The sequence below is a fragment of the Pseudomonas sp. P4_D7 genome (assembly GCF_056401755.1).
The window spans coordinates 77626-93358 of record NZ_JBFUIR010000007.1 but is presented as its reverse complement, the minus strand read 5'-3'; the positions used below and the strand labels follow the sequence as shown (position 1 = coordinate 93358).

The 15733-nt window shown below is 60.8% G+C and carries 13 protein-coding genes; 4 read left to right on the top strand and 9 right to left on the bottom strand.

Features of this window, described 5'->3' with window-relative positions:
* Nucleotides 1–4: 4 nt before the first annotated feature.
* Both AC1DVF_RS07400 and AC1DVF_RS07395 read right to left on the bottom strand, forming a co-directional pair.
* Nucleotides 5–1399 carry a COG3014 family protein gene (locus AC1DVF_RS07400; RefSeq protein ID WP_093429735.1) on the bottom strand — a complete coding sequence of 465 codons (1395 nt, stop codon included), beginning with the start codon at nucleotides 1397–1399 and terminating at the stop codon, nucleotides 5–7.
* A 207-nt stretch (nucleotides 1400–1606) separates the two neighbouring features.
* The gene (locus tag AC1DVF_RS07395) at nucleotides 1607–3007 is read right to left on the bottom strand and encodes a COG3014 family protein (RefSeq protein ID WP_477782275.1); all 1401 of its coding nucleotides are present in this window, start codon (nucleotides 3005–3007) and stop codon (nucleotides 1607–1609) included.
* Nucleotides 3008–3196: 189 nt separating this feature from the next.
* Here AC1DVF_RS07395 and AC1DVF_RS07390 point away from each other — a divergent pair, with 189 nt between their 5' ends.
* The gene (locus tag AC1DVF_RS07390) at nucleotides 3197–5092 is read left to right on the top strand and encodes an FTR1 family protein (protein WP_477782274.1); all 1896 of its coding nucleotides are present in this window, start codon (nucleotides 3197–3199) and stop codon (nucleotides 5090–5092) included.
* A 120-nt stretch (nucleotides 5093–5212) separates the two neighbouring features.
* Nucleotides 5213–5668 carry a YaiI/YqxD family protein gene (locus AC1DVF_RS07385; protein WP_093429738.1) on the top strand — a complete coding sequence of 152 codons (456 nt, stop codon included), beginning with the start codon at nucleotides 5213–5215 and terminating at the stop codon, nucleotides 5666–5668.
* Nucleotides 5669–5796: 128 nt separating this feature from the next.
* On the opposite strand, the gene elbB is transcribed toward AC1DVF_RS07385, so the two are convergent.
* Both elbB and AC1DVF_RS07375 read right to left on the bottom strand, forming a co-directional pair.
* A complete protein-coding gene (gene elbB, locus AC1DVF_RS07380) occupies nucleotides 5797–6465 on the bottom strand; it encodes an isoprenoid biosynthesis glyoxalase ElbB (RefSeq protein ID WP_038359087.1) in 669 nt (222 codons plus the stop codon).
* A gap of 290 nt (nucleotides 6466–6755) precedes the next feature.
* A complete protein-coding gene (locus tag AC1DVF_RS07375; RefSeq protein WP_460089228.1) occupies nucleotides 6756–7406 on the bottom strand; it encodes a DedA family protein in 651 nt (216 codons plus the stop codon).
* A 207-nt stretch (nucleotides 7407–7613) separates the two neighbouring features.
* On the opposite strand from AC1DVF_RS07375, the gene hemB reads away from it, so the two are divergent.
* Entirely contained in the window at nucleotides 7614–8627 is a 1014-nt protein-coding gene (gene hemB, locus AC1DVF_RS07370) for a porphobilinogen synthase (protein WP_186620114.1), read from the top strand.
* Between the two features lie 18 nt (nucleotides 8628–8645).
* Nucleotides 8646–10871, top strand: a complete 2226-nt coding sequence (gene ppk1 / locus AC1DVF_RS07365) for a polyphosphate kinase 1 (protein ID WP_034152005.1) — start codon at nucleotides 8646–8648, stop codon at nucleotides 10869–10871.
* A gap of 272 nt (nucleotides 10872–11143) precedes the next feature.
* On the opposite strand, the gene ppx is transcribed toward ppk1, so the two are convergent.
* The 5 genes from ppx to AC1DVF_RS07340 form a co-directional block, all read right to left on the bottom strand.
* Nucleotides 11144–12646 carry an exopolyphosphatase gene (gene ppx / locus AC1DVF_RS07360; RefSeq protein WP_093429742.1) on the bottom strand — a complete coding sequence of 501 codons (1503 nt, stop codon included), beginning with the start codon at nucleotides 12644–12646 and terminating at the stop codon, nucleotides 11144–11146.
* A 220-nt stretch (nucleotides 12647–12866) separates the two neighbouring features.
* The gene (locus AC1DVF_RS07355; protein ID WP_007911148.1) at nucleotides 12867–13604 is read right to left on the bottom strand and encodes an amino acid ABC transporter ATP-binding protein; all 738 of its coding nucleotides are present in this window, start codon (nucleotides 13602–13604) and stop codon (nucleotides 12867–12869) included.
* Nucleotides 13591–14241, bottom strand: coding sequence for an amino acid ABC transporter permease (locus AC1DVF_RS07350; RefSeq protein WP_116254270.1), 651 nt, complete (start codon nucleotides 14239–14241; stop codon nucleotides 13591–13593). The genes AC1DVF_RS07355 and AC1DVF_RS07350 overlap by 14 nt, the downstream gene beginning before the upstream one ends.
* Nucleotides 14238–14912 carry an amino acid ABC transporter permease gene (locus AC1DVF_RS07345; protein WP_093429744.1) on the bottom strand — a complete coding sequence of 225 codons (675 nt, stop codon included), beginning with the start codon at nucleotides 14910–14912 and terminating at the stop codon, nucleotides 14238–14240. The genes AC1DVF_RS07350 and AC1DVF_RS07345 overlap by 4 nt, the downstream gene beginning before the upstream one ends.
* Nucleotides 14913–14933: 21 nt before the next feature.
* Nucleotides 14934–15719, bottom strand: a complete 786-nt coding sequence (locus AC1DVF_RS07340) for a transporter substrate-binding domain-containing protein (protein ID WP_477782273.1) — start codon at nucleotides 15717–15719, stop codon at nucleotides 14934–14936.
* Between the last annotated feature and the right edge of the window lie 14 nt (nucleotides 15720–15733).

Here is a 15733-nt window from a genome sequence, read left to right as displayed (position 1 = left end):
GTTCTTAAGGTTGTTTGAGGCTGGCGACGTTGGTCGCGCTGGCGCTCGGGATGACGTGGGCGGCGAGGCCACCGGCGAACACCTGGTTGCCCACGGCGCGCAGGGTGATCACCTGATAACGCTGATCGACGGTGACCTTGACCACCGAACCGCCGACGGCGCTCGGCAGACTGACCTGATGCTCGCCTTTCTTCAAGCGCAGACGCACCACTTGAGTGTTGTCCGGCAGAGTGCGCCACGTACGGGTATCGGCACCTTCAAGCACAGCTGAAGAGATGCCGACGGCCAGACCGGCCAGTGGATTGGTTTCGTTGATCTTCTTCTGCGCCACGCCTTTGGTGATCGCCCGCACGGTGGTGCGCAGGATGATCCCCGGCATATCGTCACGCAGGGCGCGGCGGGACATGGCGGTGGTGCTGTTCAGAGCGGTCAGATCGACCTGCTGGCCATCGACACCGATCTGCGCGAACGGCGCGGTGGAGGTGTCCGGCTTGATGATCGGGAACGACAGTGGGGTGATCACCACGTTGTTGGAGATCGGCAATGGCAGCGGCACGCGGATCGAGTCGCGAGCTGGCGCCAGACCGCTTTGCACGACGATCAGAATATCGCTGTCGTCAGACTTGCTCGGCTTGTCGAGGTTGACCAGTGCCTGCTCCAGCAACGGCGTGTTCGGACGCAGTTCGGCAGCCTTGCGGTAACCCGGCGCCGCGAGGCCTTTTTCGCCCAGGGCTTCGTAGACGAAACCGGACAGGTAATGGCTGAAAGCACTCTGGTAGCTGTTCTTCAGACCGACCACTTCCGGTGCGTCGAGGCTGGCGACCGGATAACCCTGCAGGTCTTTGTACTGGGTCTTGATGCCTTCTTTCTCGGCCTCTTCTTCGCTCTTGAGGTATTCCTTGTCGCGCAGCTCGGCGATCACCGCTTCACGTTCGTGAGTCTTTTTGATCGCGGTGCGCGCGCCGTCGAAGTCGTTGACCGCCAGCAGGTTCAGGGCCATCTGCGTGGTCAGCATGACTTTTTCGTAGTCGTAGCCTTCGTAGCGACGCACCTTGTCGTTGACCAGGAAGCTGCCGAACTGGGCCAGATATTTGTCGGTGTCGAGCTTGACCGAGTCTTCCCACTTGCCCACCACCTGATCAGCGCTGGTCCAGGCGTTCTGGCTGCCGGACAGGTCGCCCTTGGCGCGCAGCAATTCACCTTTCTCGAAGTAATAGAGCAGGTCTTTGTCCGGGCCGGTGTTGTTCTTTTCCAGCAGAGTCAGCGCGGCGTCAACATTGCCGGTGGCCAGTTGCTGATTGGTCTGGGCCAGTTCGGAGTCGTAGTTGCGAAACGCCGAACAGCCGGACAGCAGAGTGACGGCGCTGAGCGCAATCAGAGTGGGAGCGCGGAATGCCATGGGGGTACTTCTTCCCTGGAGTAATACAGCCGCGAATGCTGGTCGGGCTGGTGTGACCCATCGACAGTGGCGCTGGCCTCCTGCCAATTCCTCATAACCTGAGGAGCTTTAATGCCGTTTCGCGATAGCGAGGGCGCGGCATTATAGGCGGGCAGTGGTGGCTATGTAATATCTTTTTAATTGCACTTGTTAGTTTGGTGCCATTATTTATTTCAGGTCGGATACCACACTGCCGCTCGGCGCTCCGCTGGGCTGGAACGCGCTGCCATTGGCAAACACTCGCTCACCCAAAGCACGCAGGCCGATGACCTGGCGGCTCTGGTCGATGCGGATTTTCATGGGTGCAGCACCGGGAGCGTTGGGCAGGCTGATCAGGTGCTCACCTTTTTTCAAGCGCAGGCGCACGACTTGGGTGAGGTTGGGCAAGGTGCGCCAAGTGCGCGTGTCGGCATGCTCGAAAGCATCCCAGTGGGTGACGTAGGAGGCTTTGCTCGGATCGCGTCGATTGTCCCTGGCCTGAACATCGGCTGCCAGAAATGCCCGATAGGTTGTGCGCTGGATAATGCCCGGCATGTCGTCACGCAGGGTGCGCAAGGACATGTCGGCAATGCTGTTGACCGCAATCAGCTTTTTTTGACGACCATCGATGCTCAGTTGGTTGAATGAAGGCGTCGAGATGTCGGGCACCATTACGGGGAACGAGATATTGGCGACGATGACCTGACCGTCCGCGAGCTTCACCGGGTAGGGCACGCGCACGGAGCTGCGGGCCGGCGCCAGGCCGCTCTGTACGATGATCAGCACATCGCTTTCGTCTGCCTTCAGACCAGGGCTGTCGAGGTCGCGCAGTGCCTGTTGGAAAAACGCCATGTCCGGACGCAGTTCAATTGCCTGACGATAGCCGGGCGCTGCCAGATCTTTCTCGCCCAGCGCTTCGTAGGTGAAGCCGGCGAGATAGTGACTGAATGCACTTTGGTAGCCGTTTTTCAGCGCAATCACCGCAGGCGATTCGAGCATCACCACGGGGTAACCCTGCAGGTCCTTGTAATGCAAGCGCGCGCCCTGGGCCTTGGCCGCTGCTTCGACACGCTCGTATTCCAGCTCCCGCTGTCGGGCTATAAGCGCTTCGCGCTCGTGGGTTTTCTTGATGTCGGCACGGGCGCCGTCAAAATCATTCATGGCCAGTTGGTTGAGGGCCATTTGCGTGGTCAGCATGACTTTTTCGTAGTCGTAGCCATCGTAGCGGCGCAGCTTGTCATTGATGATGCTGCCCCAGTGATCGCCCATGGCGGCGAGCAGCTTGTCGCCGGTGGTTTGGATTGTGTCCTGGCGCTCGATGATCATCTGCTCGGCGCTGCGCCAGGTTGTCTGGCTCTGCGCAAACTCGCCGCCCGCACTCAGTACGGCGCCCTTTTCGAAATAGTAGAGCAGGTCTTTTTCCACGGCCGGATTGTTCGCTTCGATCACGGCCAGGGCGCTGTTGATGTTGCCGGCCTTGAACGGGTCGGTGGTCTGTTGCAGTTCCAGATCGTAGTTGCGATATGCACCGCAGCCGCTCAGTTGCACAACGGCGGCGATCAACAGGGGCAAGTGCAAGCGGTGGCGCATGAAAGGGGTTCATCCTTGAGCGGGAAATGCGACAGGTCGCGCAGTATAGGGTGCAATAGTGGCTAAGTGATCTGGCGTTTTTGCAGGCCGATGGCTCGCGTCTTGTGTGGCGTTACGTCGACAAAGCTTGAGGGAAACGCGTTCGAAGTGAACAATATGTAACTTCGCATTTCCATTTGAGACTCATTCATGACTGCCTCGTCCCGTTTTCTGGCCTGGCTGGTGTTCCCGTTGTTTGCCCTGAGCAGCTTTAATCTGCTGGCCGATACCGTGGAAGGCGCGCCGCAAGCGCTGCACCTGCTCGATTACATCAGCGCCGACTACCCGCCGACGGTAGCGGCGGGCAAGGTTGTCGATGATTCCGAATACCGCGAGCAACTGGAGTTCACGCGGGCGCTGCAAGGCTTGATCGCCGGCATGCCGGCCAAGCCTGAAAAGGTTGCGCTGGAGCAGGGTGTCAGCGCTTTGCACGCGGCAATCACTGCCAGGCAGGATGGCGCCGAAGTGGCCCGACAGGCACGGCAACTGGGCGCGCAACTGGCGGTGGCATATGAGGTCAGCCAAGCGCCGATCATCACCCCTGACCCCTCCCGGGGTGCGCCGCTCTATGCGCAGAATTGCTCGGTGTGCCACGGCGATAGTGGCGCCGGTGACGGCCCGGCGGGCCTCGGCATGACCCCGGCACCGGCCAATCTGCGTGATGCGGCGCGTCTTGATCACCTGAGTCTGTACGCGATCTACAACACCCTCGGCCAAGGCGTCGAAGGCACCGACATGCCGGCGTTTGCCGATCAGCTCGATGACCGGCAGCGTTGGGATCTGGCGACCTACATTGCCGGGTTCAGCGCTGATCCGGCGGCGGCCAAAGCGGAGAAAACCTACAACATCGCCGATCTGGCGCGTCAGACCCCGGCCGAAGTGCAGGCTGCCGAAGGCCAGCAAGCGGCGGCGACGTTCCGTGCGCAACGCGCGCAGCCGCCGCAGGTCAAGCGTGGCCCGGCGCAGTTGCTCGACTACACCGCCGCAACGCTGGACAAGAGCCTTGCCGCCTACCGCGCCGGTGAACACGATCAGGCCTACGACCTGTCGGTCGCGGCCTATCTGGAAGGCTTCGAGCTGGTCGAAAGCTCGCTGGATAACGTCGACGCCAATGTGCGCAAGGACACCGAAAAAACCCTGATGGCTTACCGTCAATCGTTGCAGGACGGCTTGCCGGTCGAGCAGGCCGAGCAGCGCCTGGACGCCGCCAAGGCCAAGCTGAAGGAGTCCGCCGGGTTGCTCGGCAGTGATGGCTTGAGCTGGTCGCTGAGCTACATCTCCGGTCTGCTGATTCTGCTGCGAGAAGGCCTGGAAGCGATTCTGGTGCTGGCGGCGATCCTCGCGTTCCTGCGCAATACCGGCCAGCAATCGGCGGTGCGCAGCGTCAACGTCGGTTGGGGCCTGGCGTTGCTGGCCGGCCTCGGCACCTGGGCGCTGGCGGCGTATGTGATCGACGTCAGTGGTTCGCAGCGTGAACTGCTCGAAGGCGCGACGGCGCTGTTCGCCAGTGTCATGGTCTTGTGGCTGGGCGTGTGGATGCACGACCGTCGCCATGCCGCAGCTTGGCAGGATTACATCAAGAGCAGCCTGGTTGGCGGCGGCGGGCGTTTCGGCTTCGCGATCCTCGCGTTCTTCTCGGTGTACCGCGAGCTGTTCGAAGTGATCCTGTTCTACGAAACCCTGTGGTTGCAGGCCGGCCCGGCCGGGCATGACGCGGTACTCGCCGGCGGTGCGACCGCACTGGTGCTGCTGGTCGGTCTGGCGTGGGTGATTCTGCGCGGTTCGGCGAAGCTGCCTCTGACGCTGTTCTTCAGCATCAACGCGGCGCTGCTCTGCGCGTTGTCGGTGGTGTTTGCCGGGCATGGCGTGAAGGCGTTGCAGGAAGCCGGGATCTTCGGCACGCGGCCGGTGGCGTTCTTTGAATTCGATTGGCTGGGGATTCATGCCGATGCCTATTCGCTGACGGCGCAGGCGGTGGCGATTCTGGCGATTGTGCTGTTGTATGGGCGTAGTTGGGTGGCGGAGAAGCGGCGGGTAGTCGCTTAACTGCATTCGCTGCGCTCACTTTCGCGAGCAGGCTCGCTCCCACAGGTTTAACGCGTAACCTGTGGGAGTGACGGTGCGACGATTCGACTTGCTCGCGAGTTGTTTTTGGAGGTTAGAAAAATGCGTGTATGGATCGATGCCGACGCCTGCCCGAGGGCGGCGAAGGATCTGGTGGTGAAGTTCGCCCTCAAGCGCCAGTTCGAAGTAGTGCTGGTGGCCGGGCAGCCGCAGATCAAGCCGGGGCTGGCCATCGTCAAACTGATCGTGGTGCCGAGTGGTCCGGATGCGGCAGACGATTATCTGGTCGAACACGCAGTGCCCGGTGAGCTGGTGATTTGCAGCGATATCCCGCTGGCCGATCGTTTGGTGAAGAAGGGCGTCGCGGCGCTCGATCCGCGCGGCAAGGAGTTCGATGCACAGAACATGGGCGAGCGGTTGGCCGTGCGTAACCTGTTCACTGATCTGCGCGAACAAGGCCAGATGAGCGGCGGACCGGCGCCGTTTGGCGATCGCGAGAAGCAGGCGTTCGCCAATGCGCTGGATCGGATCCTCACCCGACTGACGCGCCAGTCTTGAGCGGTACACAAAACCTGTGGGAGCGAGCTTACTCGCGAAGGCGCCAGGTCAGGCAACGCTGTGTTGAATGACACACCGCTTTCGCGAGCAAGCTCGCTCCCACATTGGGATTTGTGTACTGCTGGGAATCAGGCGTCGTTTTCGTGGGTCAGCTCGAGCACGCGGTCGACCAGTTTGTTGATCCCCGACGCCGCTTCACTGATGTTCTGCGCCAGCATGTAAGCCGGGGTCGTCACCAGTTTGCGCGCCTTGTCTTCGATGATTTCCGTCACCGCACAGTCTTCGTGGGTGGCGCCCATCTTGTTCATCGCCGTGGCGGTGTCGGCGTCGTTGCCGATGGTGCAGGTTACGCCCGGGCCGTAGATCTTCGCCGCCAGTGCCGGCGAGATGCACATCAGACCGACCGGTTTGCCCGCTTCGGCAAATGCCTCGGCCAGCGCCAGTACTTCCGGCTGCACGCTGCAGCCAGCGCCTTCAACAGCGAAGTTCGACAGGTTCTTCGCCGCCCCGAAACCGCCCGGCACGATCAGCGCATCGAAGTCATCGACGTCGGCTTCGCGGATGTCTTTGATGTTGCCGCGAGCAATGCGCGCCGATTCCACCAGAACGTTCCGCGACTCGGGCATTTCTTCGCCGGTCAGGTGATTGATCACGTGCAATTGCGCGATGTTCGGTGCGAAGCATTGCACCTGCGCACCGCGTTGGTCGAGACGGAGCAGGGTGATGACGCTTTCATGGATTTCGGCGCCGTCGTATACGCCACTGCCGGACAGGATCACTGCAACTTTTTTGCTCATGGGTTTCTCTCCAGATTCATGGCGCTAAATGTCCACTAAATTGTCGCGCGTTGCCATAGGCCCAAGTGGCGGCTGCACCTGTATGGAGCGCTTTCTACATGGATCGCAACGACGGCGGGGTGTTCATTATTTGCGGTTGCCTGCGGCGTAACGAGCGGGAGATTTTTGGCGTGACTACGCCACTGGCGAACTTGAATGCCCCAGAGTAGCGAGGATAAAAGTGATCCGTCTGACTGAAAGGGTCGGCCAGCCCGCTCAGTGCTGGCGGGCTGTAGCAAGTCGCCAGCGAGTTACTCGGCTGGCGTCTTCGGTTCGGCAGCCTTGGACGCTTCGTCTTGATTCAGCAGTGCAGCTTTCGCGGCTTGCTCGTCCGCATAAACCTGTTTGGCCAGCCGCGCATTCTTGAAGCGGCGGCGCAGCCACAGGCCGACGCCAAGAATCAGCAGCGCACCGAGTACCCACAACTCGTACTTCTTGATGCTGCCGAGCATGCCTTCCAGTACCGCACCGAAGTGATAAGCGGCGGCAGCCAGTGCGGTCGCCCAGATCGCCGCACCGATGCCGTTGAGCAGCAGATAACGTCCCGGCGGATAACCCGACAAACCGATCGCCACCGGCATCACCGTGCGCAAGCCATAGACGAAGCGGAAGCTCAGCACCCAGATGTCGGGATGCTTGCGGATGTGCTCCAGCGCGCGGTCACCCATCATCTGCCAGCGCGGTTTGCGCGCCAGCAATTTGCGCCCGTGCTTGCGGCCGAGGAAGTACCACAGCTGATCGCCGGCATAGCTGCCGCAGAACGCCACAACCACCACCAGGTTGATGTCCATGTATCCACGGAACGCGAGGAAGCCCGCGAGCACCAGAATGGTTTCGCCTTCGAAGAACGTGCCGAGGAACAAGGCAAAGTAGCCAAAGTCATGCAGAAATTGTTGGAGCATTGTCTGGGTGCTGGCGAAATGAACGCGCAGCCTAACCCTTCGGACACATTCATGAAAGTGTCCAAATGTGTCTCGACGTGAACAATTCCTACACTGAGAATGGAATGCGGCTACCTGTCACAGGTCTCACACAACTGTCATCTGTTCGTCATAATGGCCGTCTATAACTGTCACGCTCGCCCGTTTGCGCGGGCTCAGGAGTCTGCCGTGAGCTTTACCCCCGCCAATCGTCTGTTCCCTGCCACGCGCCTGCGGCGCAATCGTCGTGATGATTTTTCGCGGCGGCTGGTGCGGGAAAATGTGCTGACAGTCGATGACCTGATCCTGCCGGTGTTCGTGCTCGACGGTGAAAACCGCCGCGAAGCCGTGGCCTCGATGCCCGGGGTAGAGCGGCTGACGATCGATTTGCTGCTCGAAGAAGCGGCCAAGTGGGTCGAGCTGGGGATTCCGGCGCTGGCGCTGTTCCCGGTCACCCCTCCTGAGCTTAAATCCCTCGACGCCGCCGAAGCCTGGAATCCTCAAGGCATCGCCCAGCGCGCCACCCGCGCCCTGCGTGAGCGTTTCCCGGAGCTGGGTGTGATCACCGACGTCGCGCTCGATCCGTTCACCACCCACGGCCAGGACGGCATTCTCGACGAAGAAGGCTACGTACAGAACGACATTACCGTCGACGCGCTGGTTCGTCAGGCGTTGTCCCATGCTGAAGCCGGCGCGCAGGTGGTGGCGCCGTCGGACATGATGGACGGTCGCATTCAGGCGATCCGCGAAGCGCTGGAAATCGCCGGCCACGTCAACGTGCGGATCATGGCTTATTCGGCCAAGTACGCCAGCGCCTATTACGGCCCGTTCCGCGATGCAGTCGGTTCGGCGTCGAACCTAGGCAAGGCCAACAAGGCCTCGTATCAGATGGACCCGGCCAACAGCGACGAAGCGCTGCACGAAGTCGGCGCCGACTTGTCTGAAGGCGCGGACATGGTCATGGTCAAACCCGGCATGCCGTATCTGGACATTCTTTTCCGGGTAAAAGATGCCTTCAAAGTGCCGACCTTCGTCTATCAGGTTAGCGGCGAATACGCCATGCACATGGCGGCGATCCAGAATGGCTGGTTGAGCGAGGCGGTGATTCTCGAATCACTGACCGCCTTTAAACGTGCCGGCGCTGATGGCATCCTGACTTACTTTGCTGTCCGCGCCGCTCAATTGTTACGAGAGCAGAAATAGCCCTCCCAGGAACATTCAATGAATACCGAAGGACTCACGGAAGTTGCAGTAAAAGAAGCTCAACCGGTGGTCGAGCAAATCACCGAGACCCCGCCTGAGCTGGAGCCTGCGCCACCCGCGCCAGTCACCGAACCTGTCGCGGCGGCGCCAGTGATTGCGATACCGGGCCTTGATGACAGCAGCCTGTACATCCACCGTGAGCTTTCGCAACTGCAATTCAACATCCGCGTGCTGGAACAGGCGCTGGACGAGTCCTATCCGTTGCTGGAACGCCTGAAGTTCCTGCTGATCTTTTCCAGCAACCTTGACGAATTCTTTGAAATTCGCGTCGCCGGCCTGAAGAAGCAGATTACCTTCGCCCGTGAACAGGCCGGTGCTGACGGCTTGCAGCCGCATCAGGCGCTGGCGCGGATCAGCGAGCTGGTCCACGGTCACGTTGACCGCCAGTACGCGATCCTCAACGACATTCTGTTGCCGGAGCTGGAAAAGCATCAGGTGCGCTTCATCCGTCGCCGCCACTGGACGGTCAAGATCAAAACCTGGGTGCGCCGTTATTTCCGCGACGAGATCGCACCGATCATCACCCCGATCGGCCTCGACCCGACGCACCCGTTCCCGTTGCTGGTGAACAAGAGCCTGAACTTCATCGTCGAACTGGAAGGCATCGACGCCTTCGGTCGCGATTCCGGTCTGGCGATCATCCCGGCACCGCGTCTGCTGCCACGGATCATCAAGGTGCCGGAAGAGGTCGGCGGTCCCGGCGACAACTATGTGTTCCTGTCGTCGATGATCCACGCCCATGCCGATGACCTGTTCCAGGGCATGAAGGTAAAAGGCTGCTATCAGTTCCGCCTGACCCGAAACGCTGACCTCGCGCTCGACTCCGAAGACGTCGAAGACCTGGCCCGCGCCCTGCGTGGCGAGTTGTTCTCGCGTCGTTACGGCGATGCGGTGCGTCTGGAAGTCGCTGACACCTGCCCGAAACACCTCTCGGATTACTTGCTCAAGCAGTTCAACCTGAGCGAGAGCGAGCTGTATCAGGTCAACGGCCCGGTCAACCTGACGCGGCTGTTCAGCATCACCGGTCTGGACAGTCATCCGGAGCTGCAATACACGCCGTTCACCCCGCAGATCCCGAAACTGCTGCAGAACAGCGAAAACATTTTCAGCGTGGTCAGCAAGCAGGACATCCTGCTGCTGCACCCGTTCGAGTCGTTCACCCCGGTGGTCGACCTCCTGCGTCAGGCGGCGAAAGACCCGCATGTACTCGCTGTGCGCCAGACGCTGTACCGCTCCGGCGCCAACTCCGAGATCGTCGATGCGCTGGTGGATGCCGCGCGTAACGGCAAGGAAGTGACGGCAGTCATCGAGCTGCGTGCACGGTTCGATGAAGAGTCCAACCTGCAACTGGCCAGCCGTCTGCAAGCGGCCGGTGCGGTGGTGATCTACGGCGTGGTCGGCTTCAAGACCCACGCCAAGATGATGCTGATCCTGCGTCGCGAGGCCGGCGAGATCGTCCGCTACGCGCATCTCGGCACCGGTAACTACCACGCCGGTAACGCCAAGCTCTACACCGACTACAGCCTGCTGACCTCCGACGATGCCTTGTGCGAAGACGTCGGCAAACTGTTCAGCCAGTTGATCGGCATGGGTAAAACCCTGCGCATGAAGAAGCTGCTGCATGCGCCGTTCACCCTGAAGAAGGGCATGCTCGACATGATCACCCGCGAGACGCAATTTGCGCTCGACGGCAAACCGGCGCACATCATCGCCAAGTTCAACTCGCTGACCGATCCGAAGATCATCCGCGCGCTGTACAAGGCCAGCCAGTCCGGCGTGCGCATCGATCTGGTGGTGCGCGGCATGTGCTGCCTGCGTCCTGGCATCGCCGGTGTTTCGCACAACATCCATGTGCGCTCGATCATCGGCCGCTTCCTGGAACACACCCGCGTGTTCTACTTCCTCAATGGCGGCGACGAGCAGATGTTCCTCTCCAGCGCCGACTGGATGGAGCGCAACCTCGACAAGCGCGTCGAGACTTGCTTCCCGGTAGAAGGCAAGAAGCTGCTGACCCGGGTGAAGAAAGAGCTGGAGCTGTATTTGACTGACAATACGCATAGCTGGAGTTTGCAGTCGGATGGTCGTTATATTCGCAACACGCCGACCGGCAACCAGAACCCGAGGAGTGCGCAGGCGACGTTGCTGGAGCGGCTGGGTAGCCCGATCTTGCCGGTGAGCAGTTGAGGCCTTGAAGGTCAAAAGCCCCTCATCGGAACGCCGCCCGCCTAACCCTCTCCCAGAGGGAGAGGGGACTGACCGAGGTGTCTTACGCTATAACCGACCTGAGAAATCGAGTCGAACTCAGGATTTGAAAAGCCCACAAATCGGCTCCCTCTCCCTCGGGAGAGGGCTGGGGTGAGGGGAAGGCCCAACTCCAATTTCAAGCCGAACCCAATAAAAAGGCGATCCCTGCGGATCGCCTTTTTTGTACCTGTTATCCACAAATTTGCTGGGTATCAGTGAACAGTGAGCACAATCCCCACCCGCGTCAGCCAATCCGCCTCAAGCCCGAAATCCGCCTGAGTCAGCTGATTCTCATCCAGCCAATTCTCCGGAAACTCCACATCGAGGGTGTTGCCCTTGGCATGCAACACCACCTGCGGCATCGCCTGGGTGCCACGAATGTGGTGGAACAGGATTGCAAAACGCAGCAGCACACAGAGGCGAATCAGCTTGTCACCGTCGTCGCCGAAATCGGCAAACTTGTCCTTGGGAATGTTGCGGCGATGGCCGCGCACCAATAGCGCGAGCATCTGTTGGTCTTCACGGGAGAACCCGGCGAGGTCCGAGTGCTCGATCAGGTAGGCGCCGTGCTTGTGGTAGTGATAGTGAGCGATGTCGAGGCCGACTTCGTGCACTTTCGCCGCCCAGCCGAGGAGTTCGCGCCAGATGCCGTCATCCAGCTCCCAGTCCACCGCAACCTGGTCAAACGCGTGCAAGGCTTTGCGCTCAACCCGTGCGGCTTGCTCCAGATCAACGTGATAGCGCTCCATCAACGAGGTCAGGGTGCGCTCGCGCACGTCTTCATGATGATGACGGCCGAGCAGGTCGTAGAGCACGCCTTCACGCAGTGCGCCGTCGCAGTGGTCCATGCGTTGCAGTTCGAGGGCGTCGAAAATCGCTTCGAGAATCGCCAGACCCGCCGGGAAGATTGTCCGGCGATCAGGCTTGATGCCTTCGAAATCGATCTTGTCGACGTCACCGAGCTTGAACAGGCGGCGCTTGAGCCACGCCAGGCCTTCGGCATTCACTTCGCCAGTGCCGTGACCCCCGGCCTTCAGCGCCAGGCCGATGGCACGGATGGTGCCCGAGGAGCCGATGGCTTCATCCCAGGTCAGGCGATGCAGGGCGTGTTCGATGCTCATGATCTCCAGCCGCGCCGCGGTATACGCCTGGGCGTAGCGGGCCGGGGTGATCTTGCCGTCCTTGAAGTAGCGCTGAGTGAAGCTGACACAGCCCATTTGCAGGCTTTCGCGCAACAATGGCTCAAAGCGCTGGCCAATGATGAATTCGGTACTGCCGCCGCCGATATCGGCGACCAGACGTTTGCCCGGGGTGTCGGCGAGGGTGTGCGACACGCCCAGATAAATCAGGCGCGCTTCTTCACGGCCGGAAATGACTTCCACCGGATGACCGAGGATTTCTTCGGCTCGGTGGATGAATTCGAGGCGGTTGCGCGCTTCACGCAAGGCGTTGGTGCCGACGATGCGCACGGCGCCCAGCGGCATACCGTTGATCAGTTGGGCGAAACGCTTGAGGCAATCGAGGCCTCGTTGCATCGATTCTTCGTTGAGATGGCGCTCATCGTCGATGCCGGCGGCGAGCTGAACCTTCTCCCCGAGGCGTTCGAGAATGCGGATCTCACCGTTCTGGGCCTTGGCCACGACCATGTGAAAGCTGTTCGAGCCCAGGTCGATTGCGGCGATCAGGGACAGATTCTTGGCTTGGGATTGCGGCATGGTCAGGGGGTCTCGGTCGATAACCCCGTCATCGTGCCACGATCAAACGCTGGCGCCAACGCGCACGGTTCAAACCGCCGGAGCGCGCACCCCGAACCTGATCGTTCCCACGCTCTGCGTGGGAATGCCTCACCGGACGCTCTGCGTCCGCTTTTGGGACGCGGAGCGTCCCTGGCTGTATTCCCACGCGGAGCGTGGGAACGATCAGGATGAGGCAGATTCAGGCTGTCGCTTCCACCGTGCCAATAAAGTTCGCCAGCTCTGCCGTCTGCGGATTGGCAAACAACACCTTCGGATCCCCCACCTCATGGACTTTGCCATGGTGCATGAACACCAATTTATCCCCGACCTCGCGGGCGAAGCGCATTTCGTGGGTGACCATGATCAGCGTCATGCCTTCCTTGGCCAGTTGCCGCACCACGCTGAGCACTTCATTGACCAGTTCCGGGTCGAGCGCCGAGGTGATTTCATCGCACAACAACACTTTCGGCGACATCGCCAGCGCCCGGGCAATCGCTACCCGCTGTTGCTGGCCCCCAGACAACCGATCCGGGAAGGCATCGAATTTTTCCCCAAGGCCCACGCGTTCCAGCATTTCCCGGGCCAGCTCCGCCGCTTTGGCTTTCGGCACTTTCTGCACCACTTGCGGCGCGAGCATGACGTTTTCGCCCACGGTCAGGTGCGGGAACAGATTGAACTGCTGAAAGACCATGCCGACTTTCTGCCGCAGGCTGCGCAGATCGGCGCGGGCGGCGTCGAGGTATTCGCCGTCGACTTCGATCACGCCGTCATTGATCGACTCCAGCCCATTGAGGGTGCGCAGCAGGGTGGATTTGCCCGAGCCGCTGCGGCCGATGATCGCCACCACCTGGCCTTCCTCGACACTGAGGTCAATGCCTTTAAGCACATGGTGATCGCCGTAGTATTTATGCAGGGCGGAAATTCTAAGCAGAGGCATGCAGTCTCCTTTCCAGGTAGCGCGCACTGAGGGACAAGGGGTAGCAGAGCAGGAAGTAGCCGAGGGCGACGAGGCCGTAGACCATGAACGGTTCAAACGTGGCATTGGCGAGCATGCCGCCGGTCTTGGTCAGCTCGGTGAAGCCGATGATCGAGGTCACGGCGGTGCCTTTGACCACTTGCACCGAGAAACCCACGGTCGGCGCCACAGCGATGCGCAGTGCTTGCGGCAGGATCACGTAGCGCAGCTGTTCCAGCGGATTCAGCGCCAGACTCGCCGAGGCTTCCCACTGGCCATGGGGGATCGACTCGACGCAGCCGCGCCAGATCTCCGCCAGATAAGCGCTGGTAAACAAGGTCAGGGCAATCGCTGCGGCCATCCACGGCGAGATTTCGATCCCGGCCAGCGCCACGCCGAAAAACACCAGAAACAGCTGCATCAACAGCGGCGTGCCCTGAAACAGCTCGATCCAGGTGCGGGCGATGCTGCTCGGCACAGAGTTTTTCGAGATGCGCATGACCAGGATCAGCAGCCCGACGACCCCGCCACCAATGAACGCCACCAGCGACAGCGCCAGTGTCCATTGCAGGCCGGTGAGCAGGTTGCGCAGGATGTCCCAAAAGGTGAAATCGCTCATACGCGGCTCCCGCTTCGACTGATATAGCGTCGGCCAATCCAGTTCAGCAACTGGCGAATCAGCAGCGCCATGCACAGGTAGATCAGCGTGGTCAGCGCATAGGTTTCAAAGGCGCGGAAGTTGCGCGACTGAATGAAGTTGGCGGCAAAGCTCAGCTCTTCGGTAGCGATCTGCGAACACACCGCTGAACCGAGCATGACGATGATGATCTGGCTGCTCAGCGCCGGCCAGACCTTGCCCAATGCCGGCAGCAGCACCACGTGGCGGAACGCCTCGAAGCGCGTCATCGCCAGCGCCGCAGCGGCTTCCAGCTGCCCGCGCGGGATTGCCTGAATGCCGGCGCGAATAATCTCCGTCGAATACGCGCCGAGGTTGATCACCATCGCCAGCACCGCCGCTTGCCACTCGGAAATCTGCACGCCCAGCGACGGCAGGCCGAAGAAGATAAAGAACAACTGCACCAGAAACGGCGTGTTGCGGATCAACTCGACGTAGACGCCGAAGATTGCCGAGAACGGGCGGATGTTCCACGCCCGCACCAAAGCCCCGACAACTCCGACACCGACCCCGAGCAACGCACCGATGGCCGTCAGCTCAAGGGTGAACAGTGCCCCGCGCAGCAACAGGTCGGTGTTTTCCACCACCGGCATGAAATCGAACTGATAAGCCATGAAGGTCTCCCGCGCAGTCGATCAGAGATCGGCCGGCAGCGGCTCTTTCAGCCAGGTCTGCGAATTCTTTTCCAGTGCGCCGTCAGCCTTGGCGGTGGTCAGGATGTCGTTGACCTTGGTCAGCAGCGCCGCTTCGTTCTTGTTCACGCCAACGTAGACCGGCGAATCCTTCAGTTTCACTTTCAGCGCCGGCACGCGTTTCGGGTTCTTTTCGCTGATGGCGACCATCACCACGTTGCCGCTGGCGATCAGGTCAACCTGGCCGGCGAGGTAGGCGGCGATGGTCGAGTTGTTGTCTTCGAAGCGTTTGATGGTCACGCCTTCGGGGGCGACCTTGGTCAGCTCGATGTCTTCGATGGCGCCACGGGTGACGCTGATGGTTTTGCCCTTGAGGTCGTCGAGGTTGGCGATCGCAGCGTCTGGCGGGCCGAACACGGCGAGGTAGAACGGCGCGTAAGCGCGGGAGAAGTCGATGACTTTCTCGCGCTCAGGGTTTTTGCCGAGGCTGGAAATCACCAGATCGACTTTGCCGGTGGTCAGGAACGGGATGCGGTTGGTGCTGTTGACCGGGGTCAGTTCGAGTTTGACCTTGAGTTGATCGGCCAGCAGTTTCGCCGTGTCGATGTCCAGGCCGCGAGGCTTCATGTCCGGGCCGACCGAGCCGAATGGCGGGAAGTCCTGGGGCACGGCGACTTTCAGCGTGCCGCGTTTGACCACGTCGTCGAGACCGTCGGCGTGCGCGGGAGCCTGGCTGAGCAACAGAGAGGAAAACAGAGCGGCGAGGAGGGCGCTGTAACGCTTGGTCATGGACAATCTCCGGA